Source organism: Trichocoleus sp. FACHB-6 (assembly GCF_014695815.1).
Lineage (GTDB): Bacteria > Cyanobacteriota > Cyanobacteriia > Cyanobacteriales > FACHB-T130 > Funiculus > Funiculus sociatus.
This window is the reverse complement of sequence record NZ_JACJOY010000077.1, coordinates 61,197-84,108: the sequence shown is the minus strand read 5'-3', so window position 1 is coordinate 84,108 and position 22,912 is coordinate 61,197. Positions and strand designations below refer to the sequence as shown.

Below are 22,912 nucleotides of genomic sequence, written 5' to 3'. Positions count from 1 at the left end.
TTTTCAGATTTATGCTAATGCTCTCTACGATTAATTCTGTCAATCCGTGGCTAGTGGCGATCGCATTGAATACAATTTTGGCGATTGTCGCCTATTTCGCCCCGAAAAAGCTTCTTACTCCGGCGGGATTACTCCACAGTTGGGCCCTGGGCGTTATCATCTGGGGAACCCTCGGCTTTCCGGGATATTTAGTGGTAATGTTTTATTTTCTCGTTGGTTCTGGGGTCACGCGCATCGGTATGGCGCAAAAGGAAGCCGAGGGAATTGCAGAGAAACGTTCTGGCGCACGAGGGCCAGAAAATGTCTGGGGTTCGGCTTTTACGGCGACACTCTGCGCCTTGGGAGTGCTGGTGGCTAATTATTTAGGACAACCCCAATGGATACCCCTACTACTGTTGGGTTACGTGGCGAGTTTCAGCACCAAACTCTCGGACACTTGCGCCAGTGAAGTCGGGAAAGCTTACGGTAAACGCACATTTCTGATCACCACTTTACAACCCGTGGCGCGGGGAACTGAAGGGGCGGTATCTTTAGAGGGGACTTTAGCTGGGATAGTGGCATCGGCAGCGATCGCGTTCGTTGGCTGGGGCGTTGGTACAATTGACCTGTTGGGTGTGCTTTTGTGTGTGTTGGCGGCGTTTATTGCTACCAATTTAGAAAGTGTAATTGGTGCCACATTGCAAAGTCGCCTAGAATGGCTTACCAACGAATTAGTGAATGTAATCAATACATTGATCGGCGCGATCGCGGCTATATTATTAGCCTTAGCTGTGTCTGCTGGAATGGGTTGAGGGTGCGATCGCTTTGTTTCCTGATTGTAGAAATTACTTAGATAAATGTCTGCAATTGTAAAGGCTGTATAAAGCGACGTATGAAGATTAGTTAAAGCTGACTAATAAGCTTGTCATCCTCCACAAGAAAGAAATAAATAGAGTAATCACCAGTCTTATTACTTTCAGGAGGGGATGGTCATGCCAGCAGATTATGCCGGAAACTCATTTAATCAAGCCAGAAATATCAACCTCACTACCAGTGTCACTCCCTACAGGGACTTTGTGGGTGCCGCCGATCCCTTGGACTACTACAAATTCACTCTCAGTGGTCGCAGCAGCTTGTTCCTTACCCTTGGTAGACTGAGCGCTGATGCCAATGTTCAACTGTTCAACAGCAGCAATCCGAATCAGGCGATCGCTAGTTCAACTCGAAGAGGTAGTTATCGAGAATACATCGGTGCCACTCTAGATGCAGGCACCTACTTCGTCAAAGTTTATCGGCAAAGTGGCGATAGTTACTACAACCTGAGAATGTCTGCCAATCCTGCCACTCCCATCAATACCGCACCCGTCATTGGACTGCCAACTGGAACCGTATCTTATACTGAGAACGGACCAGGAGCGTTAATTGGGGCGGGGGCAACGGTTACTGATACCACCTCCCCCAACTTCGACACTGGCACCCTAAACGTAAGTTTAAGCCCAGTCTCTAACGCTTCTGATATCTTAGGGATTCGCAACCAAGGTACAGCTATTGGTCAGATTGGAGTATCGGGTAGTACGATCACCTACGGAGGAACTGTTATTGGTACTTATAGCGGTGGACTTACTTCTTTTTCCGTCAATTTTAATAGTAATGCCACTGCTACTGCTGCCCAAGCCTTAGTGCAAAACATCACTTATCAGAATAGCTACGACGATCAATCCAACCTTAACCGTACTGTCAGCTTTACGATGACTGATGGTGACGGTGGTACGAGTGCGACGGTAAGTAGAGGCATCACTATAATCCCAGTGAACGATGCGCCTGTAATAACTGTACCTGGTGCCAAAACTGTAGATGAAGACACCGATTTAACAATTACAGGGATCAGTATCGGCGATCGCGATGCTGGCAGTAACCCCGTGCGAGTCACTTTATCAGCCAGCCAAGGTAGACTAACCTTTGGCTCCACAAATGGACTTACCTTTGGCCCAGCAGGAGGAAACGGCAGCTCTACCATGACCTTCACTGGGACGCTAGCAGCCATTAACACAGCTTTTAGCAATCTTACCTACCGAGGCAACACTAACTACTTCGGTGCTGACAGCATTAACATCAGTGTTAATGACCAGGGTAATACAGGTGGTGCTGCTTTGAGCGATAGTAAAACACTGGCGCTGACAGTAAATTCCGTTCCCGATACCTACACCCTCTACAATGGAACGAGTACGCCGGATACCCAAGGCTATCTAGCTTTTGGAACTCAAGGCTTACCTCCCTTTGTTCCTGCTGGCACTCAAACAGCCCTCGCTGGCGGTGGGGTCAACTTAAATAGCACTTCAAATAACCTGGTTCCGGCTGGCTATAGCAACTACAGAGAAGTCTCACCTGCTACTTTGGTCAATCCATTATTCCCCACCCTTGACCGAAATAGTGGCTATACCATCAGTTTCCAGGTGAAGATTAACAGCGAAGCTCACACCAGCGATGATAACAACGACGGAAAACAAGACCGGGCAGGTTTCAGCATCACTACCATCAGCAGCGACGGACAGAAGGGCATCGAGCTTGGCTTCTGGAATAATGAAATTTGGGCGCAGGATGGTGGAGCTAATGTACCTGTAGGTAGTGCTAATCGAACACTTTTCACTCACAGTGAGGGAGTTTTGAGGTCAACAACCAGCATGACCAAGTACGATCTCAGAGTCCAAGGGAACAATTACCAGCTTCTCGTCAATGGTTCCCAAATCTTGACAGGCGCACTCCGCGACTACACAGCCTTCGATCATACCAGAACGATCGCTGGCCCCTTGCCTTACGATCCTTATGAGACACCTAACTTCCTGTTCTTGGGTGACAATACCACTTCTGCACGCGCTAATGTTGACATACGATCTATCGCGATCGCTACCGCCTAAAAAATAACTCTGTGGTTCTAGAAACTCGGTTTCTTCCTTGAAGCCGGGTTTCTGTGGACTGTGGTTCTTTGATTAGAAGATAATAGATGTGGAAAACCTATTTCATTATGGGATTCATAGCATCGGCAGCTTTTGTAAACGTTGATGACACAAAAGCGCGATCGCGATCGGGGCAACTACACTAGACTTGGTTGGGAATCCCAGCAAGTACGGAATAATTTAACCAGACATTGTATAAGTTCTGGACATCTACTTACCTTCGTTACTTCATGGAAGCAGCCTTTTTGATCGTTGATGACCAGCCCGTAACCCTTGGGCAAGCTCTAAAATATTTACAATCCTCTGGAAAACTCAATACTTTCATCGGCGAAATCCTCCGCCAGCACGTAATAGAGCAAGAATTGCAAACACTCCAAGTGCAACCGAGTTCCGCAGCAATTGAGCAAGCAGTGATTGATTTTCGCTTGCAGCGCGGTTTAACTGACCCCAAGAGTTTCCAAGAATGGCTAACTCAAAACGGTACAGACTATGCAAGTTTTCACAATCAAGTTAGTTCCGGCTTTAAGCTAGCAAAGCTTAAAGCGACGATTGCAGAGCCAAAACTACAAGAATATTTTATCGAACGTAAAATTTTTTTAGATCGGGTGGTACTCTCTCGCCTTGTTGTGGATAAACAAGAATTGGCGGAGGAGTTACATAGCCAAATTGAGGAAGGAACCAGCTTTGAGCAACTAGCCAAAGAGTATTCTCTCACCGACGACCGCATTGTGAATGGCATGATGGGGCCAGTCAGTCGAGGAACGCTACCGGATATACTCAGAGCAGCTGTTGATACAGCCAGTCCTGGCGAGTTAGTCGGGCCGTTAGAACTGGAACAAACTTGGGCTTTGTTTCGAGTTGAACAGTTTCTGCCAGCCTCGTTAGAAGATGGTCAGCTAAAGGAAGCACTACAAAATGAACTTTTTGAGCAATGGCTAGCAGCGAAAATTCAAAAACTAACGGTCAAGCTGCAAGTAAGTTGATAATTGTCGATCAATCTCAGAACTTGCCTTGGGATGCGCCACCTCTAAGCTTGCTTTCTCCTGAAGAGCAAGCGCAATTTAAAACTCAATCCGAGACACGTCGCTACACTCTGGGGGAAAAAATTTGGTCTACGGAGAGTCCCGGCGACCAGTTTTTTATTGTGTCTGGGAAGGTGCGTTTGCGGGAAGAAGGCGCTGCTAAGCCTTTGGCAACTCTGGAAGCAGGGGATTGGTTCGGTGACTTGCAGAAGCTTTCCGGGCTTTTCAAGGCGGTAGCAGCCAGCAAAGAAGTGATAGTAGTGCGTTGGGATGCTTCGCTGTGGAGTGAGTTTTCATCGCCAGAAATTGATAGTTTCTGGCAGCAGGAAGGTAGCGCAGACATCTTGCCTGTGTTGGATGCCACAGTAGAAAATGAGCGACGCGCCCCGATACAAAATTATCCCTTTGTTTCCAGTCTCAATACAGCAGCTGCTTGTTTAACAATGGTGGCGCAGCAGCTGGAAAACCCTGCCCCCCTGGAGTGGGTGCAGCGCCAGTTGCGGGGACAACGCCCTCGAAATCTAGTGGAAGCTGGAGAAAAAATGGGGCTGGTGCTACGACGGGTGATAGTTTCTTTTGAAGAGTTGCGAAAGCTAACTTTGCCAGCGTTGCTGCACTGGGAACAGGAAAGCTGGGTTGTGGTGTACGAGGTGAGAGGCGATCGCTTAATTATCGCTAATCCCCTCAATCCCAGTCAAATTTGCGAGAGCATTCCTCTGTCTGCGGTGGAAACTGCTTGGGATGGGCAACTTTGGCAAGTTGAACCGATCCAAAAGCAGGATAAATTTAACCTTAGTTGGTTTTTACCTGCGGTTTGGCGCTATCGGGGATTATTGTCTGAGGTGCTGTTTGCCTCTTTCACGTTGCAGTTATTGGGTTTAGCTACACCATTAATTACGCAAGTAGTGATTGATAAGGTGATGGTGCAGGAGAGTTTGCCGACTTTGGATGTAATGGCGATCGCTCTGTTGTCTGTTGCTATATTTGAAGCAGTTTTAGGCATTTTGCGTCTATTCATCTTCACCCACACCGCACGCCGTCTAGACCTCAGCTTATCAGCGCAGTTGTTCCGTCACCTGATGCGGCTACCTTTGGCTTATTTTGAGTCGCGCCGGGTGGGAGACACGGTGGCGCGGGTACAGGAACTGGAAAATATCCGCCAGTTTCTCACTGGTACGGCGATGACTGTGATTTTAGACAGCATCTTTGCCGTGGTGTATTTGACATTGATGTTTTACTACAACGTCAAACTCACCTTTGTGGCGCTGGCGGTGATTCCCCTATTTGCCATTTTGTCAATAGTTGCCACGCCGATTTTGCGAAACTGGCTGAACGAAACCTTTAACCGCAGTGCGGACAGTCAATCCTTTCTCGTCGAGACGGTGACGGGGATTCACGCTGTGAAGGCTCATGCGGCGGAGAGAACAACACGCGATCGCTGGGAAGGATTATTTGCCCGTTTCATCCGCACCGGATTTAAAGCTTCCACCACCTCCAATATTAGCAACAATATCGGCGACTTTCTCACCAACTTTTCCAACCTACTAATCCTCTGGTTTGGAGCTACCCTAGTCATCAGTCAGAAGCTCACAATCGGTCAGCTAGTCGCCTTTCAAATGCTTTCCGGTAGGATGACCGGACCACTTTTACGTTTAGTACAACTCTGGCAAAACCTGCAACAAGTTCTGCTATCTGTAGACAGAATTGGAGATATTCTCAACGTCGCCCCCGAAGCCGAACCAGGTTCCGGTTTAGTTTTACCGACCCTAAAAGGTCAAGTCACCTTTGACCAAGTTTTCTTCCGCTACCATGCTAATCAAGAACCAATTTTACGCGGAATTTCCTTCAAAGTTCAGCCAGGAATGTTTGTTGGAATTGTCGGTAGAAGTGGCTCAGGAAAAAGTACCCTTTCTAAACTTTTGCAGCGACTTTACAGCGTTGAATCAGGGCGCATTCTTATCGATGGATTTGATATTAAAAGTGCTGATTTATCATCTCTGCGGCAACAAATTAGTGTAGTTCTCCAAGAAGATTTTCTCTTCAACGGTTCCATCTTAGAAAACATCACTTTGGGCAATCCAGATATCACCGCCGAACAAGTTGTAGAAGCCGCTCGATTAGCAGCCGCCCACGACTTCATTAGCGAACTACCTCAAGGTTACGAAAACCCTGTCGGAGAGCGCGGTACAGCCTTGTCTGGAGGACAGCGGCAAAGAATTTCTTTAGCTCGTCTTTTCCATTCGCAAGCCCCGATTTTAATTCTCGACGAAGCCACTAGCGCCCTTGATAGTGAAACTGAGCAACAAGTTCTACAAAACATCCAGAAGGTTTCGCAAAATCGCACAGTATTTATGATTGCTCACCGCTTTGAACCACTCAAGCGAGCAGATTTAATATTGGTACTGGAAAAAGGCGTTTTAATGGAACAAGGAAACCACTCGGAACTGATGCAAAAGAAAGGATTGTATTACTCACTCTATCAGCGCCAACAATCAACTGTTTAAGCTAGTAGGCTGGGTTGAGGAAATAAATCCGACACTCCTAAAATTTTAACTCACTCTATCAGCGCTATATTAACCTAATAAAAATTAGATTAGGGCGCTATGGATTCTTAAATATAAGTTTCACCATATCAGGCAAGTAAAGTGCTTTAGGAAGGGGATTATGAATTGAGGAAAATACTAGCGATTCTTCTGTTCCCTAGCCCGTCGTGAATCCCCTCCTTTCTAGCCCTCTGTTACTGTTTATTAACGCGACTGAGCAACCATAAAGAAACAATAACTCCGGCAACGTGGGCGGTAATCGTATGGGTATTTGCCAGCACTACAAAGATATCCAATGGTTGAATGAGCCGATTAATAAATTGAGGATCGTAGATTGCCACACCACCCTGAGCCTGAGAAAGAGACTTTGCCAATAGAGTGCCAGTAATCGCTTCTGCCCCTACAACCGCCAGCAGTAGCCCTACCAAACTCACGGTTAATCCAAATCTTAAAACTTTAATCGCATCTGCCTTCTTAGGGCGCAGGTTAGGATTAGAATCTTTTAAATGTAAGCCTAAACGGGTGTATCGAAAAGCCTGATAAATGCTGAAATAAAGCACTAAAAGGCCGCAAACAGCAAAAAATATACTGCCCCCAGTCCCCGGATTACTGGCACCACCCCCGCCAGCACGGGGTCCGGCAGATGGGATAGCAAACAAAAAAATCAGGGTGGAGACAACAGATAGCACTAACTGAACCCAAAAGCCTATCCAGCCTGTTATGCGGAAAGCACTGGCAATCCGTTGTATAGCTGAAGGAACGGGAGGAGAGTCAAACTTTTCTTGCATGGCTTGATTTTAAGGCGGCTTGATTCCGGATGTCTCTAAACAAAAGGTGTTGTGTTGAACAAGTAGCGATCGCTCTTTGGTTTTAGAGTAATCTCTCTGGTCAACAAAATACAAAGATGTTTAAACTCTGGAGAACTTTTAAGTGAACCTCGCCGTCACTCTGTCAAGAGCAGGCACCCGAATCACTTTGTGATTAAACGCCTGCCTTTTTCAAGAGCAGCCCAATCGAATTGGAAGCAGCATTATGAAGTTTCTGCAACCGACTCTTAGGCAGCATTTAGTTTCCGCCACTTACGCCATTGCTTTGGTGTGCAGTTTGGTGGTCTACCAAGGTGCCTTTACTCCAAAACCGCTTTCTGTGGTTCAGAAGCACTTTCGCGCGATCGCCACTGAAGATCCAGAGCTTACAGTCACTCAATACAGTGACAATGCCATTCTAATCCGATCCTATGGCGCGCTGGATGAAGTTTATCAGGGTCAGTCAATCTACCCAGCCTGGGAGGAATTTTTTTCAAAGTACCACATTCAAGACTTCCAGGTTGTCAAAAAACATCTTTCTGGCGACGAGCTGGCATTTGGCAAACAAACCAATCGCGTAATCGAAGCCCAGATCGCGATCGCTGCCAAGTCTAACCACGGAACTCCTGTAGTGCTGTCAATTTCCTACAAAGTCCAATTCGATAAGAATGGTAAAATCACCCATGAACTCTGGCAGGTCAACCCAGAACTGAGTGTCTAAAATTAATGGTATCGTTCAGTCTTTTTGTGAGATAAAAGCACTAAAGCAACGAACTATCTACGTCTATAAGGGTGCATACAAGGGTGCAAGGGTGAGAAACGCGCTGATTGACGGGTGAATTTTCCGGGTTGATAAAAGCATCGTTAGTTTGGGGAAACATATCCCATTCCAAATTGTTTGGCTGGGGAGCTTAATGAGTTATGCACATGAAATTTGAGGATATATATCAGTTTTTTCAAGACCCTCCTCCCACTTATCTCAACAAGGAACTAGCGGTGTGTTATGTCCTTTGGGTCTTGTTGGGTGGGGAATCTTACGGGACAGAACTCATCGGACGACTTGAGAGTGAATATCCAACCTATCGACTCTCTGATACCGTCCTTTACAGCGCCCTAAAATTCCTAGAAGACCAAGCTGCCATCACTGGTTATTGGAAAAAAGTGGAAGGGCGAGGAAGACCGCGCCGGATGTATCAAATTCGCCCAGAGTGCCGGGATCAAGCTCTAGACCTTGCCCGTCTTTGGGACGACTATACGATGAGGGGGGATAAACAAGCAATCTGAAGAAAGTGCCAAATATTGGCGATAGGCGATACGCTATAGGCTATTGCCTATTTCTCATTGGCTGAAAGCTAGAAATCCGTGAATACGACTGTTTTATCCTCAACGTTTTTGTTAACACTGTTGTTGGCAGTTGGTCTATTTTTCTTTATTCGAGCCTCCGCAAAAGACCGAACCCAACAAGTACAACTCATTACAGAGCAATCCGAAGAATCCCTTCTAGCTCAATTGCAGCAGTATTTTGACAATCGGGCCTATCAGGTTGCTGCCGTGGATGCGGCGCAAAATCAAGTTACATTTCAGGGATTTGTCCGCCCTAGCTGGTTTTTGGCTATTTTCCTGAGCCTGCTAGCCTTTTGTGGCTTCCTGTGTTTAGCACTTGTTTTAGCGATGCTTTTTCCCAATCTGGCTAAAGTTTTTCTTGGTTTAGTTCTCCTATCGCCAGCAGCTGGAGTATTTTACTGGAAAAAAGCTGGTCGCAAGGAGCAGGTATCTCTCAAGCTGGAAGCCTTAGCAAGTGAAGCCACTGGAACCAAAAGCCTAATTACTGTCACTGCCCATCGTGATGAACTGGCGGCTTTGCAAGAGGCGCTGCAATTAAAGCCTGTGATTGAATAATCTATATTAACCAAGGGTTGGAAAGGGGAAGGATGAGCAAAAAGAGTAAAAGGAAAAAAGCGCCCCAAATAAAGGATGTAGCTTTGCTTCTCCGAATCTTAGAGACCAGATCGGAAAAAGTGAAGAATTCTTTTTTGTATGAGAGCCTTTTGCTTTTTGCTTTTTTACTTCATCCCTCAGCCTTTCCACGTCTCAGTTGCTACGAACAGCCGCAACTGTAGGCGTTTGGGCGCTATTGTCCATTATCCTGAGACTGGGGAACAGAAAATGGTTTTCTTCCACATATTGAGCGCCAAACAATCCTTTTTCTGCCCAGAAGTACCGATCTGTGGTGTGTTCGTTCCGCTTTACGAGTAGCAAAGCAGGTGGAAGTATTCCCTCGGTTTGAATAAACCTTCTCGCAGCCGTGACCGGTTTATCTTCGCCGCTTTCGATACTAAACTGAGGCACGTGTTCTAGAATTCTCCGTCCTTCCTGCCGACGGCGACTTTTACGCTTACGTCTTCTAGCCAACGTCATTACCTCCTATTTATATTTGACAGTTGTAATGATAGATACAAAAACCGTCGCAAGTATATCGGTTTGAGTTCAAAATATCAACTGCTTTTCATAGACTGATACAAATCAAGCAGAAGTTTAGAGATTCAAATAAAACAAAAGCAACTGGGGAATAGAGGCTCTATAAGCTACCTTGCGCCCCTTAAACTTTAGCTTAACCCTAAAATTCGCTTAATTACCTTGTTTATGGGAAAATTTAGGTAGTCGAAAACATCTGTCAAACTGAGATAATACCGGAAAAAATATAAATTTATTAACAAAGGTTAAAAAAAATTGACAAATTTGCACGCCTTTTGGCTCTTGCACCAGTTGCACCCAGGCGCGACATCATAGAAAGAAAGCGAGATCGGGATAATTCTACTCGGTGAAGCCGTTAAACATCGAAACAAAGGCGAATGTGTTTATGCCTACCAGTTCAGAATTCGTTGCTCTGTGCCAATCGCAGGTGGCACTGTTAACTCAAGGGCTGGGTGCTGCCTTGAGCGTCGTGTATTTGACCGAAGAACTGGTAGATGGTGTCCCAGCTAAGCTAAGACCAATTGTGGCTTACCCGCCGACAGCGAGGTCGTGGGAAACGGAGCGGGCTTTGGTCGCACCTTCTAAGGGGTCGATGGAATCTATTCCTCGGTTACGAGAAGCTTCCCGGCTGATGATTGCCCAAGAGTCGGCTCATACGCCCCAGAAGGGCGCGGATGAGGGTATAGTGCGGTCGCCCGATACCGATCATGCTATAAGCGGTTCCTCTCGTCAAATCGTACTACCCCTGATTCATGAGGGTGTGGTGATGGGGTTTTTACTAACAGCGCGGGAAGACAGACCTTGGAACGAAGGAGAACGAGCGGCAATTGAACGCATTGCTGGGACGCTGGCGATCGCTTGTTTTCTAGATCAACGCTCTGAATGGTTCGAGCAGCAGTTAAGTAAGCAACAGCGTCTTGGGGAGCAACAGCGCGACCTTTTAGACGATCTTGTACACCAATTTCGCAATCCCTTAACAGCTTTGCGGACGTTTGGCAAATTGCTCGTCAGAAGACTGCGACCGGGAGATGCTAACCGGGAAGTTGCTAACAGCATCGTGCGTGAAAGCGATCGCTTGCAAGAATTGCTCTTGCAGTTCGATCGAGCAGTTGCTATGAATCAAGAAGAGCTAGAACCAAGTTATACACTGCCGTTAGCGTCGGTGCCAATTGCGCCTTCTTGCCCATTACCTGCATCCCACTCCCTACTTCCCGATTCAGCGCTGACGTTGGAATCTTGCTCGGTAGCGGAAGTTTTGTCACCGCTTTTAGTTAACGCAAAAGCGATCGCCTCTGAGAGAAATCTGACTTTACTTTCCAAAATTTCCCCAAACTTGCCGCCAGTGCAAGCTGATGCCAAAGCGTTGCGGGAAGTGTTGAGCAATCTGATCGACAATGCCTTGAAGTATACTCCAGCCGGAGGACAGGTTTATATTCAGGCAGGAGAGGAGCGTTCCTCGCCGCAAGGAAATTTTCAAGCGATCGCCATTAGCGACACCGGCCCCGGCATTCCAACCCAAGATAGAGAGCATCTGTTTGAGCGACATTATCGCGGAGTTCAGGCAGAAAGCGACATACCTGGGAGTGGATTAGGGTTAGCGATCGCGCGAGATTTAGTCAAACAAATGCACGGTGACATAGAAATAAAAAGCCCAGCTATATTAAGCTGGGTTACTGATAGTTCCCCCCATACCTCAAGACCGGGAACAACATTTATTGTTTGGTTGCTAATTGCGAATGACTAATTGCTAAGTTCTGCCCATTAGCCATTCATTACTGTCTAATCACCAAATCCTCGCGCAATCTCAGATTCAGATCAGTATCCGGGTCAATTGCAATCAAGCTAACTTTGTCCCGACCGAGGAACAGACCGATTAAACCGCCGATACCAACACCGCCCAAAACTTCTTCGGTAGCGATCGCTTTGTCACCAGTTACTGCCGAAACCGCCGCCGCCGCCGCCGCGCCCAAAGCAGCATCCTTGATAATATTACTCAGGCTGGCACCCTTAGTAACATCTTCGGTTTTGGTAATTGCCTGAGAAATGGCATTTATCGGTAGCCTTTGATTATTCGGCAGAATCAGCTGCTGGGCAACAAACCGGGTGCCTCCTCTATTAGGTGCAGGTTGCAATTCACCCACAATCTGACTACCAGCAGGAATTAGCACAGTCCCTTCGGCGGTAGTAATATTAGCTGCCACCGTCAACGTCAGGGGTGCCCTTTCGTCAGGCGTGACCAGAATTTTTTCTTTATCGTACCTAACGGGAATGGTGGTTCCAGACGGAATAGCTAAAGTTGTGTTTACTGGAGGTGTGTCTGGTGTGCCATTAAGCGCCACAATATAGGGCGAATTAATTGCTGCCACTTGCCCAGCGCTAACCAAAGCTTGGTAGATGAAAGCTGCCACCTCAGCACGAGTAGCATTCCGAGTTGGATTCAGCGCGCTAACAGTAGGATAGTTCACCACGATGCTCTTTTCTGTAGCAGCAGCAATGCTGTTGCGAGCGTAGCTAGAGATAGAAGAAGCATCGTTATAAAGTTGCAAACTGCTGGCTACATTACTGGTGCTGTAGTTCAAACCATTTGCCAAAGAAACCAGAACTTGTTCGCGAGGAATATTCTGTCCGGGGCGGAAGACATTACCGGGATAACCCGATAAAAATCCCATTGCGTAAGCTTCCCGAATCGCGTTGTAAGCCCAGTAGTTTGATGCAACATCGCTAAAATTGACAGGGTTGCGGATGTTAGCTTTATCAAAAGCTTTACGAACCATAGCCGCAAACTGAGCGCGAGTTACTGGATCGTTGGGGCGGAATGTACCATCAGGAAATCCTGCGATAACATCTCTTCTTGCCAGTTCTACAATAAAATCTCTTGCCCAGTAGTTTGAAGATACATCGCTAAAACTGACAGTAGTTTGAGCAACAGCAGGTGCAGGTGTCATCATCGTTTGCACCATTGGTGCCACCGTGCCTGATGTCATTCCCAATAACATTAATAAAGCTGTTCCTGATTGTATGCGCTTGAAGTTAGACATTGTGAGCGTTCTCCGTTTTTCTCGTCCCTTTGTTTACTTTGACCTGTAATTCTCTAATAGGTTCCTAAAAATTTGATGTCAAATCATTTTTTTTTAGTTTTTGACAAAATAGGGAAATAAATACAGGTTCAGCGGAAAGTTGTACTTTCCCTAAGACTTAAAGACGCATGGGTGGTAAAATAGTTGCTTGTTGTAGAAAAACTCTTAATCTTCGTTTTCTGGTTGAGTAATATAGTATTGTTCCCTGAGGAGGCTTTTGCCTTCGTTTTCTCGCTCCTCCCCCTGCGGACTGGAAGAGTATGAAAAGAAAGGCACACCTAAGGATAGGTGTGCCTTCACTGACAAAATTCGGATGAAGAAATTCAACTTGAAGAGAGGTTTACTATCCCTGAAGGTCAGCCCATCGGCGGTAGAGTTTTTGAATCGCTTTCAGGACAGGGCTAGGAGTAGACTTCTGCGCTTCGCTGTTGGGATCTAGAAGCTGTAATCGAGTCAGGAGTTTAGCTTCCTCAATTGCCACCTCGCCATCGCTGTAAATTAAGGCGCTGATGGCTTCGATAAGGCGCTGGTAATCTTCCATGTTAGGGCGATCGCCTAAATAATCCTGAACCCAATTGTAGACCTCGCTGGGGCTTACAGATACGAGTTCGTACAATAACGGCTGAAGCTCTGGATCGTCAGCAATGCCTTTTTCCTTGGCTACTCGCTGGAGATATTGCCGTTCTTCTGGCTGTATTCTGCCATCAATCCAAGCCGCACCGATGAGAATCTTGACAAGCTGTTTAATACTGGAATTGGCGACCATAGGCTTTTCTCTACTTTCCCCTAACAGATTAATTCATCAAGCATCAACAGAATATCGCAACCACAACTACCATATAGGCTTATTAATGTTTCTGTTGTAGCCGAACCATAAAGAATCCATCCATTTGATGTCGGTGAGGCCAGACTTTGATCCACCCGGCGGGGGTACTAAAAGCTGAGAAAGGGGAATTGGGGTTGGGTGGCGAAATCTGCCATTCTTGGTGGCGTTCTAAAAAGGAGTGAATCACACCTTCATTTTCCAACGGATGCAGTGTGCAGGTTGCATAAACTAAAATTCCACCAGGTTTTACCCAAGTAGCTACTTGATCTAAGAGTTCCCCTTGAAGCTGCGAAAGTTCCCGAACTGTGTCTGGAGTTTGCCGCCAACGTGCATCGGCGTGGCGGTGCAGCGTACCGAGTCCTGAGCAGGGAGCATCTAATAAGACGCGATCGCCTGTGTTGATAAACTGAGTTAAGCTGCGGCTGTCGCCAAGCTGAATTTGAATCGACTGCAAGCCTAGCCGTTCGGCGTTTTCTTTGAGTTTTCGGAGGCGGGAAGCAGTCTTGTCGCACGCCCACACTGCCCCATTGTCTCCCATTAATTCTGCAATATGAGTAGTTTTTCCTCCCGGTGCAGCGCAGGCATCAATTACTACTTCACCAGGTTGAGGATCTAATAGATAACTTACCAGTTGGGCGCTACTATCTTGCACCGTCCACCAACCCTCACTGAAACCGGGCAACTTTTCGATTTTCGATTTTGGATTGGGGATTGGGGATTGGGAATTGGGGATTCGGGATTGGGGATTGGGAATTGGGGATTGGGGATTGGGGATTGGGGATTGGGGATTGGGAACCCTTGAAGATTCTTCACCCAGTCCCCAGCCCCCAGTCCCCAGTCCCGGTGTCCCTGCGTCCCCCCTTTCCTCAGCCTTTGTGTTAGTCAATCTTAAAGCTTGCGGTAGATAGGGAACGCGAGTAACACCAACGCTAGCAGCTTGCATTGCTGCTTCTACTTCCTCTATTGAGGTGCAAAGGGTATTTATCCGGAGGTCAATTGTTGGGGGTTGGTTCAGCCATTGGCAGAGTTGTTCAGTCTCTGTCTTTCCCAACTCGTTTAACCAAGCTTCAATAATCCAGTCAGGATAGCTATGTAAAATTCCTAAGTGTTGAATTGGGTTTTCTGGCAGTTCCAAAGACGCGATCGCATTTGTCTCTACAAGACGGATATACTGTCGCAATAAACCATTAACAAAACGGGAAAGTCCAGAAAATCCGTTTTCTTTAGCTAGTTCTACAGTGGTATTGACAGCAGCCCAAGCGGGAATCTGGCTCAGATAAGCCAGTTGGTACAAGCCTAGATGTAAGATGCTGCGAAGGTCTGGAGGTTGTTGGTGAGATTTTTTTTTGCCTAATCGGTCGATGAGAAAGTCAAGCGATCGCACTCTTCTCACACTCCCATAAACTAATTCTGTCACCAACCGTCGATCGGGAGCGCTCAGATCGGCTTTTCGCAGCACTCGGTCAAGTGCCACATCAGCGAAAGCCCCTCGGTGAACGTCTCTCAGGGCGATAAATGCTATTTGGCGAGGATTTTGCTCCATTCAGTTTTTACCGACGTTTAGCGATCGCATTCTAATACTTCCATAGTTTGGGAGAACTTTCTTGATGCTGACAACACTCATCAGCCAGATTCTTTGCTCCTCCCATATCCCTGATTGAGCTTTCTTGCTTAATTTATGTAAAAGTTAGTGGCTATTGGATTAATACGTTGGCATATCAATGGGTGGATAATAGATTTTAAAATTTCCCCCTACCTATCCCCAGAATTTTGCCCCACGGTAAGTCCAGACTAAATTAATTTTCCGTTCGCGTTATCTTTTTATTTAATACAAAAGAAACTTTTAATATGTTGAAAGTAACTTACTTATTGTTAACTTTATAAATTGTTTATGACTGTAGTGTTAACTTAGAAAAAGCTAAACATCCTCTCGATCAGAGCGGAAGGAATTTTTTGCCTTGGGAAATCAGCAGATACCCCAGATGCCATTTAGAAAATTCTGAGGATGGTACGCGATCGCACTGTGCTAAGTAGGTGAGCGTAAATAAACAGGCGTAGTAGAGCGGGCTTTCCCCACCAGTCACTACATTTGTAAAGCAATACCCACTCTACCGCCAGAAGCTAAATCCTCTGCCCAAGACAGAGACACTAATTTAAAGATGATGATAATCTACTGATCGGCAAGGTTTGTAGATTGAGCCATCAGTAATTTTTACTCACTTAACATCATGTGGGTCAAGTCTACCCAACCCAAAATAGCCTTGAGTGCGTAAATTAATATAACAGTGCAACCGTAAACCTGAGTCTTACTTAAAAGAGTTTAAACAGGCTCAGAGTTAGGGGAAAAGAAGTGTAAGGAGGAAGGCAAAAAAGACATTTATCCAACGTTTGCAGGCTGCTGCCTACAAGTATCTGGAGTTAGTTTAGATCCACTCAGGCAGGCAGCAGTCAGGTTCACCACACTAGAACCGGACTTGCACCAAGTCGAGTTCTAGGAGATTCAGCAAAACATAAAAGAGCTTGTGAAATTAGGATTCAGAAGAACTAGCCAAATTTTAGGTATATTTTTAGTCGCAGCAGCAACAGGCGGCAAATACGTGCTGGCACAAACCATAGTTCCAGCATCTGACGGCACAGGGACGATTGTCAGTCCTTCCGGAACTTCTGTATACAATATCACTGGCGGTCAGCTATCGGGCGACAAAGCGAATCTGTTTCACAGCTTCACCAAGTTTGGCATCGACCAAAACCAGATTGTCAACTTTCTCTCCAACCCATCCATCCAGAACATTTTTGGGAGGGTAGGAGGTGGAGAAGCCTCGGTTATTAACGGTATTATCCAGGTTACAGGCGGCAACTCCAACTTATTCTTGCTCAACCCAGCTGGCATCGTTTTTGGTGCAAACGCTATTCTTAATGTGCCTGCCTCTTTTACTGCCACCACCGCTACTGGTATCGGCTTTAATTCCGGTTGGTTTAATACAATGGGCGGCAATGATTATGCTGCTTTGGTAGGCAATCCTAATGCTTTTGTCTTCAACACCTCCCAGCCTGGAACTATTATCAACGAAGGTCAGCTGTCTGTAGGCACCAATCAAAATCTCACGTTGCTGGGCGGTACTGTGGTTAGTACAGGAGAGTTGCAAGCACCAGGAGGTAAAATTGTCGTTGCCGCTGTACCTGGTGAAAGCTTGGTTCGTATCTCTTTGGCGGGAAATCTGCTGAATTTGGAGGTGGGGGCTGGGGACTGGGGACTGGAGACTGGAAATCCTAATGCCTTATCTTTGCCCCAACTGCTTACGGGTTCTGGTGTGGGGAATGCCACGGGGTTGACACTGGACAACAATGGTCAAGTGCGACTGACAGGCTCTGGATTGTTGGTGGAAAATGGAGATGTGGCAATCAAGGGAGCGATCGCTACTCAAACAGCTACACTATCAGCAGCTAACAACCTGACTCTGGTGGAAAGCCAGCTGTTGACAACTGGCAACTTACAGTTGTTAGCTCAAAATACGGTGCGGGTGCGAGATAGTGTGGCGAATCCCTTTATCGCCCATGCTGGAGGCAATCTCTTCATCCAGGGCAATCAGAACATTGATATCCTAGCCCTAAATCATCTTTCACAGACACCTTTTGTTAGCGGCGGCGACCTGAATCTGGTTAGCGATGGCAATATCTCTGGGGATACTCACTTTGCCAGTGGCGGTAGTTTGTCGATGCTGAAATTGTCAGGTCAACCAGGAGACTTTGTTAGTCTCTATGACCCAATTATCAGCTCTAATGGTAATGTTTCTTTCGGAAATTATAGTGGTGTCGCTCTCAAGATTGAGGCTAAAGGTAGCATCCAAGGTGGCAATATTACAATTACAGGGCCAGACACTAATATACTTCCGGGTTCAGACCCAGATATTGCCCTTTTAACCGATCCGACTACAAATGGCGCATTGATTTTGCGGGCGGGCGTGGACGAATTAGCCAATCCTGTTAATATTTCTGCACCTTTCTCATCCCCCGCTATCGGCTTGTTGCCAGCAGGCAGTATTCAGGTAGGCAGAATCAACACGGGAACTAACATTAATGGTGTAAATGCTGGCCCTGTAATTGTGCAGGCTAAGGGCAATATTAATATTTTCAGAATTAGTGCTAGTTGGAATGGTTTAACAGGTTCAGGTAATGGCGGCAATATTAATTTAGATGCAGGGGGAGACATTACTATTAATGATAGTAATGTGTCAGTAAGTAGTAATGGAAATGGCGGCAATATAACTTTCAATGCTGCTGGCAGTATTTCATTTCTAGATGTTCTCTCTAGAGGTGAAAATGGGATCGGTGGCAATATTTCTATCACTGCTGGCAGCAACATTGAAAGCGACGACATTCAGACGAGAGGTGGTTTAAATGGTGGAAATATCACCATTACCAGCACTGGTGGCACGATTAATACTGCTGCGAGAAATGCCGAAGGCAGCGTGGCATCTTGTATTTCAAGTTCGGGTGTTTTTTGCGCTGCTGGCAGTAGTGGTGATATTAGTCTCACGGCAGCTAATGGCATTATTTTAGGCGGTTCCAATGTGACTGGTTCCGATCAAACTGGCACTTTGAAGGGGAGGAATATCAGCCTAACTAGCAATGAAATTGATTTTACGAGAGATAGACCGATTAGCGGGACTGGGGATATTACTATTCAACCGTTTACGCCAGACGGTGCGATCGCTATCGGTGGAATTGACAACACTACAACTGCTTTGGATCTGACTGCAACTGAGTTGGGTTTATTGCAAGATGGCTTTGCTTCGCTTACCATCGGCAGAATTGACGGTAGCGGGACGATTACCATCCCCAATAACATCATCTTCAGCGATCCGGTGAAGATTCAGTCTCCCAACGGCGCGATCGCTGTTAATGGCATAATTACTGGAGCAGGGAACGCCTCAATTACCCTCAACAGTGCCACTACAACCTTAAATGCTGGCATCGCTACAAGCGGTAGTGACATTACTCTGGGCAATAATATCCAGCTTGGTACTGATGTCACCCTCGATTCTGGCGGTGGAAATATCACTTTCAACGGCAGTGTTGATGGAAATCAACGCTTAACATTGAATAGCACAGGCACAACGACCTTTCTCGGTGCCGTAGGGAGTAAAAATCCCCTAAATATCCTCAGCACTGACGCTCTGGGAAATACACAGATTAATGGAAATGTCAACGCAAGTCAGATAAATTTTCTGGACGCATTAGAGTTGCTATCTGACGCGACACTGACAGCTGCTGAGATTAATTTGGGGAACGCAGTCAGCGGTAGCGGCAGGAATTTGGGATTGCAACCTTTAACACCCAGTCAAAATTTAACGATCGCAGCGACAGGGACATCATTTGCAGATGGCTTCAACTCAATAACTATTGGACAAGCTGACGGATCGGGAGCGATCGCATTATCGGGTGACATCACCTTCAACGATCCAGTGATAATGCGATCACCACTTTTGTCGGGTTCCATCACCGCAACTGGAACGATTACGGGGTTAGGCGATGCCTCAATTACTTTACTGGCAAACCAGAACATCACCACAAACAACATAACCGCCAATGGGGGAATTAACCTTACGAGCAATCAAGGATCTGTTAGTACCAGAAACCTGAATTCTTCAGGAGTGACTCAGGGTGGAGACATCAATATTATTGCTAGTAACACAATTACCACTGGTGCGATCGATAGCTCTAGTTTAGGAGATGGCGGTAACGTCACTCTAGATCCAACTGGCGATATCCAAGTCGTCTCCATTAACGCCCAAGGTGGCACCAATGGCACTGGCGGCAATGTAGACATTACCACAGAGAGATTTTTTCTGGTTACAGGCACCTTCACCGACCAAAATCAGGAAATAGCAAGCATTTCCACAGCCGGGGGTTTAGGGGTAGGAGACATTACAATTCGGCACGGCGGTGGTTTACTAAACACTCCCTTTAATGTGGGTGATGCAACCAACAACGGGACAAGCGGTTCTCTGACGAGTGGAAGTTATGCGATCGCGCCAAACCAATCGTTTCCCGGCAGCTACACTTTAGGCAATATTAAAATCATTACCGATTTCCGTCCGCCGGTATCCCGTCCCCCGATGATGCCGCCTGTATTGCCACCCCCTCCGGTGGTAATGCCGCCTGTAGTGCTACCCCCTCCGGTTGCTATACCACCTGTAGTGCTACCTCCTCCGGTTGCTATACCACCTGTAGTGCTACCTCCTCCGGTTGCTATGCCACCTGTAGTGTCACCCCCGGATGTCTCGTTCCCAAGCCAAACAGCTTTAATTTATTCACAGCTTGAGTCGTTACAAATTTCGCCCAGTAGCGATCTGGACTCAGATTCGATTGACTTTCTGATTGGGGAGTTAGAACAGAACTTCACCCAGCAATTTCAGCAACATCTTAAACAACCAGCTATCACTCGCGGCCCCTCATCCCTGTCAGATATTCGCAACCAGCTGCGAAAAATCCATTCAGCAACAGGCATTAAACCAGCGATCATTTACGTCTTTTTTGTTCCGGCTGTCAAAGTATCTGTTGATTCGGAATTAATAGAAAATCCAAACTCTGAACTCAGAAGTCCAGAAGACGAACTGGAACTGGTTCTGGTGACTGCTAAAGGGAAAACCATTCGCAAGGTGACTGGTGTTAAGCGATCGCAAGCGCTCAAAGTCGCGCAACAATTTAGTAACAGAATCAAAAACGTTGCCAGCCAGCAGGGCTACCTCACCTCTTCCCAGCAACTCTATCAGTGGCTGATAGCACCGCTAGAGGCTGATTTACAAGCTGAAGACATCCAGAATCTGGTATTTATTTTAGATTCCGGTTTGCGCTCCATGCCCCTAGCTGCTCTCCATGATGGCAAACAATTTTTGGTGGAAAAGTACAGCCTCAGCCTGATGCCCAGTCTCACCTTAACTGACACCCGCTACACAAACATCAAAAACTCCAAACTCCTAGCAATGGGTAGTTCAGAATTTTCTAATCAAAAGCCTTTACCAGCGGTACCAGTGGAGTTAGCTACGATTACGCAATTGTGGCAAGGTAAGTCATTTCTTAACGATGGCTTCACTCTGGAAAATCTCAAAAGCCAGCGTTCCAAGCAGCCTTTTGGTATTGTCCACCTGGCAACTCATGCCGAATTTCAGCCCGGAGACATCAGTAATTCTTATATCCAGTTGTGGAATCAACAACTACGCCTCGACCAACTGCGAACTTTGGGCTGGAATAACCCGCCCGTAGAATTATTGGTGCTAAGTGCCTGTCGCACAGCATTGGGAGATGAAGAAGCTGAGTTGGGGTTTGCTGGATTGGCGGTACAAGCAGGCGTTAAGTCAGCGCTGGCAAGTCTCTGGTACATCAGCGACGAAGGGACATTAGGAGTGATGACCGAGTTTTATCAGCAGTTGAAGAAGTCACCTATCAAGGCAGAGGCTTTGCGGCAGGCACAAATCGCTATGCTTAAGGGGCAAATTCGCTTGCAGTCAGGATATTTATATAGCTCTAAACAGAGGGTGGATCTCCCGGCTGAATTATCAAATTTAAGAAATACAACTTTTACTCATCCCTATTACTGGGCAGCATTTACTATGATTGGCAATCCTTGGTAAGACTAATCTGCAAGCAGCTCGAACATAGGGGCTTGCAGTTGAGTCCAATACAGTCCTAACAAGAACAGCCCTCCTTGTAGGGCGCAGGTAGGGACACGGCAATGCCGTGTCCCTACTTTTCCTTAAATTAATTTATGCCACTACATAAATTGTCCTCGACACCTCTTAAAAAAATAGCCGATTGGCAACTATCCCAAAGTCTCGCAACTATATAAAAATGTTTGTTGCTAAACAAAGTGCTTCTGCTATTGGAGCCGGAAACATTTAGTGGACTTCAAATGTCACTTTAAATATTGACACATAATTAGCTTACTTTTATGCTGAAGGCTTTTTAAGGTATAGAAGTAAAGCTTCACAAGTTTCGGAATGAAAATCTTTATGCGCCAACCAACCTTACTTAATTTTTGTCTTTTCGTGGCATTTGTGGGAATTAGTGGCTGTGGTAGCCAAACAATAAATGCAATGTCGTCACAAAGACTATCACCCGCTGAATCATTAACTAACGCAACCATCTCGCAACAAACCAATCTAACTAAACAAGCAACTCCAGCCGTATCTGCCCAAGCTCCAGCAGCTCTCAAAAAGGTTAAAGTTTTTTTTCCTAAAAACATCCGAACCAGTCAAGATTTCACTTATGTTGAGCCAGTTTTCCGGACAACTTCAAGTGCCAGCGTTGCTCAGTTTGCTATTGAGCAATTAATCGCAGGGCCGACAAGTCAGGAAAAAGCTCGTGGTTTGAGTGATCCTATTGAATTCAAAGGCACTTCCAACTGTGGTAAAAATTTTACACTTTCTATCACGAATGGAACGGCTAAACTGAAATTTTGTAAATCGGTAATTTCAGGAGGCACTGGAGATGATGCTCGTCAAAAAAGCTCTATTAATAACACCCTTAAGCAATTTCCAACTATCAACTCAGTTATTATTCTGGATAGAAATGGCAACTGCTTAAGCGATCAAAGTGGCGAGAATACTTGCTTCAAGAAAGCCGAAAAACTGACAACCGAATCGGGATTATCGATTGACGGACTTGGGTCAGTTAAAATTAACATGACTGTTGCTCAGGCATCAAGCGTTGCTGGGACTCAAATAGTTCCATCCCGGCAAAATCCCAATCGCGTCTGTGACTACTACAAGCCAGCAAATGGGCCTGAGGGTGTTACTTTCATGGTCACTCAAGGTCGTATCGCTACGGTAGAAGTTGAAACCAATAAAATTACCACTGTTCATGGTATCAAAGTTGACGATACAGAAAGCACGATTAAGTCTGCTTATCCCGGACAAATTCAGGTAAGTCGTCTTCCCAACAGCGAAAAAGGTAAAGCTTGGGTCGTTCAACCAAGCAGCTTTGCTAACAAAGACTTCCGTCTCGTTTTTGTCTCTCCGAATGGCGAGACTGTAAATCGCATGATTGCTGGTAAAGTTCCAGAAGTGAATTATGCAGAAGGCTGTCTTGATGTTCGCCCTGGGTGATAAGGTTTTAGTATAAATTTGCTAACCCAGCTAGTTTAACTGGCTGGGTTTGGCATTTTAGTGGAAGGTGGGAAAGCGATCGCGTTTTTTCCTTCCCCATCTACTCTCAATAATGAAGCAGGG

The 22,912-nt window shown here is 46.2% G+C and carries 15 protein-coding genes; 10 read left to right on the top strand and 5 right to left on the bottom strand.

What is annotated here, in order from left to right; genetic code table 11:
• Positions 1-17 precede the first annotated feature (17 nt).
• The 4 genes from H6F66_RS14920 to H6F66_RS14905 all read left to right on the top strand — a co-directional run bounded on the left by H6F66_RS14920 (position 18) and on the right by H6F66_RS14905 (position 6,459).
• Positions 18-791 carry a TIGR00297 family protein gene (locus H6F66_RS14920; protein ID WP_190422588.1) on the top strand — a complete coding sequence of 258 codons (774 nt, stop codon included), beginning with the start codon at positions 18-20 and terminating at the stop codon, positions 789-791.
• 180 nt (positions 792-971) lie between these two features.
• Positions 972-2,894: a pre-peptidase C-terminal domain-containing protein gene (locus H6F66_RS14915; protein WP_190422586.1), complete on the top strand. Its 1,923-nt coding sequence runs from the start codon at positions 972-974 to the stop codon at positions 2,892-2,894.
• Between the two features lie 269 nt (positions 2,895-3,163).
• Positions 3,164-3,916 carry a peptidylprolyl isomerase gene (locus tag H6F66_RS14910; RefSeq protein ID WP_190422584.1) on the top strand — a complete coding sequence of 251 codons (753 nt, stop codon included), beginning with the start codon at positions 3,164-3,166 and terminating at the stop codon, positions 3,914-3,916.
• On the top strand, positions 3,865-6,459 hold the full coding sequence (locus H6F66_RS14905; protein WP_190422583.1) for a peptidase domain-containing ABC transporter: 2,595 nt from the start codon (positions 3,865-3,867) through the stop codon (positions 6,457-6,459). Before H6F66_RS14910 ends, H6F66_RS14905 begins: the two co-directional genes overlap by 52 nt.
• Positions 6,460-6,692: 233 nt before the next feature.
• On the opposite strand, the gene H6F66_RS14900 is transcribed toward H6F66_RS14905, so the two are convergent.
• Complete coding sequence (locus tag H6F66_RS14900; protein WP_190422581.1) at positions 6,693-7,286, bottom strand: DUF3611 family protein; 594 nt, start codon at positions 7,284-7,286, stop codon at positions 6,693-6,695.
• 244 nt (positions 7,287-7,530) lie between these two features.
• Between H6F66_RS14900 and H6F66_RS14895 the strand changes: the two genes are divergently transcribed.
• The 3 genes from H6F66_RS14895 to H6F66_RS14885 all read left to right on the top strand — a co-directional run bounded on the left by H6F66_RS14895 (position 7,531) and on the right by H6F66_RS14885 (position 9,203).
• Positions 7,531-8,025 carry a hypothetical protein gene (locus H6F66_RS14895; RefSeq protein ID WP_190422579.1) on the top strand — a complete coding sequence of 165 codons (495 nt, stop codon included), beginning with the start codon at positions 7,531-7,533 and terminating at the stop codon, positions 8,023-8,025.
• A 206-nt stretch (positions 8,026-8,231) separates the two neighbouring features.
• Positions 8,232-8,588 carry a PadR family transcriptional regulator gene (locus H6F66_RS14890; protein ID WP_190422728.1) on the top strand — a complete coding sequence of 119 codons (357 nt, stop codon included), beginning with the start codon at positions 8,232-8,234 and terminating at the stop codon, positions 8,586-8,588.
• Positions 8,589-8,666: 78 nt separating this feature from the next.
• A complete protein-coding gene (locus tag H6F66_RS14885; protein ID WP_190422577.1) occupies positions 8,667-9,203 on the top strand; it encodes a cofactor assembly of complex C subunit B in 537 nt (178 codons plus the stop codon).
• 192 nt (positions 9,204-9,395) lie between these two features.
• Here the strand turns inward: H6F66_RS14885 and H6F66_RS14880 are convergent, their stop codons facing one another.
• Positions 9,396-9,716: a DUF3155 domain-containing protein gene (locus tag H6F66_RS14880; RefSeq protein WP_190422575.1), complete on the bottom strand. Its 321-nt coding sequence runs from the start codon at positions 9,714-9,716 to the stop codon at positions 9,396-9,398.
• A gap of 448 nt (positions 9,717-10,164) precedes the next feature.
• Between H6F66_RS14880 and H6F66_RS14875 the strand changes: the two genes are divergently transcribed.
• Complete coding sequence (locus tag H6F66_RS14875) at positions 10,165-11,523, top strand: GAF domain-containing sensor histidine kinase (RefSeq protein WP_190422573.1); 1,359 nt, start codon at positions 10,165-10,167, stop codon at positions 11,521-11,523.
• Between the two features lie 28 nt (positions 11,524-11,551).
• Here the strand turns inward: H6F66_RS14875 and H6F66_RS14870 are convergent, their stop codons facing one another.
• The 3 genes from H6F66_RS14870 to H6F66_RS28400 all read right to left on the bottom strand — a co-directional run bounded on the left by H6F66_RS14870 (position 11,552) and on the right by H6F66_RS28400 (position 15,225).
• Positions 11,552-12,817, bottom strand: a complete 1,266-nt coding sequence (locus H6F66_RS14870) for an S-layer homology domain-containing protein (RefSeq protein WP_190422571.1) — start codon at positions 12,815-12,817, stop codon at positions 11,552-11,554.
• Positions 12,818-13,199: 382 nt separating this feature from the next.
• A complete protein-coding gene (locus H6F66_RS14865) occupies positions 13,200-13,622 on the bottom strand; it encodes a TerB family tellurite resistance protein (RefSeq protein WP_190422569.1) in 423 nt (140 codons plus the stop codon).
• An 82-nt stretch (positions 13,623-13,704) separates the two neighbouring features.
• Complete coding sequence (locus tag H6F66_RS28400) at positions 13,705-15,225, bottom strand: 16S rRNA (cytosine(967)-C(5))-methyltransferase (protein WP_242023770.1); 1,521 nt, start codon at positions 15,223-15,225, stop codon at positions 13,705-13,707.
• A gap of 979 nt (positions 15,226-16,204) precedes the next feature.
• Here H6F66_RS28400 and H6F66_RS27735 point away from each other — a divergent pair.
• The gene (locus tag H6F66_RS27735) at positions 16,205-21,316 is read left to right on the top strand and encodes a CHAT domain-containing protein (RefSeq protein ID WP_199295246.1); all 5,112 of its coding nucleotides are present in this window, start codon (positions 16,205-16,207) and stop codon (positions 21,314-21,316) included.
• Between the two features lie 366 nt (positions 21,317-21,682).
• Positions 21,683-22,789, top strand: a complete 1,107-nt coding sequence (locus tag H6F66_RS14845; protein WP_190422567.1) for a GerMN domain-containing protein — start codon at positions 21,683-21,685, stop codon at positions 22,787-22,789.
• The last annotated feature ends 123 nt before the right edge of the window (positions 22,790-22,912 follow it).

Coding starts and splice junctions, on each gene's coding strand:
- H6F66_RS14920 (WP_190422588.1), top strand. CDS start 18: ATGCTCTCTACGATTAATTCTGTCAATCCGTGGCTAGTGGCGATCGCA.
- H6F66_RS14915 (WP_190422586.1), top strand. CDS start 972: ATGCCAGCAGATTATGCCGGAAACTCATTTAATCAAGCCAGAAATATC.
- H6F66_RS14910 (WP_190422584.1), top strand. CDS start 3,164: ATGGAAGCAGCCTTTTTGATCGTTGATGACCAGCCCGTAACCCTTGGG.
- H6F66_RS14905 (WP_190422583.1), top strand. CDS start 3,865: ATGGCTAGCAGCGAAAATTCAAAAACTAACGGTCAAGCTGCAAGTAAG.
- H6F66_RS14900 (WP_190422581.1), bottom strand. CDS start 7,286: ATGCAAGAAAAGTTTGACTCTCCTCCCGTTCCTTCAGCTATACAACGG.
- H6F66_RS14895 (WP_190422579.1), top strand. CDS start 7,531: ATGAAGTTTCTGCAACCGACTCTTAGGCAGCATTTAGTTTCCGCCACT.
- H6F66_RS14890 (WP_190422728.1), top strand. CDS start 8,232: ATGAAATTTGAGGATATATATCAGTTTTTTCAAGACCCTCCTCCCACT.
- H6F66_RS14875 (WP_190422573.1), top strand. CDS start 10,165: ATGCCTACCAGTTCAGAATTCGTTGCTCTGTGCCAATCGCAGGTGGCA.
- H6F66_RS14870 (WP_190422571.1), bottom strand. CDS start 12,817: ATGTCTAACTTCAAGCGCATACAATCAGGAACAGCTTTATTAATGTTA.
- H6F66_RS14865 (WP_190422569.1), bottom strand. CDS start 13,622: ATGGTCGCCAATTCCAGTATTAAACAGCTTGTCAAGATTCTCATCGGT.
- H6F66_RS28400 (WP_242023770.1), bottom strand. CDS start 15,225: ATGGAGCAAAATCCTCGCCAAATAGCATTTATCGCCCTGAGAGACGTT.
- H6F66_RS14845 (WP_190422567.1), top strand. CDS start 21,683: ATGAAAATCTTTATGCGCCAACCAACCTTACTTAATTTTTGTCTTTTC.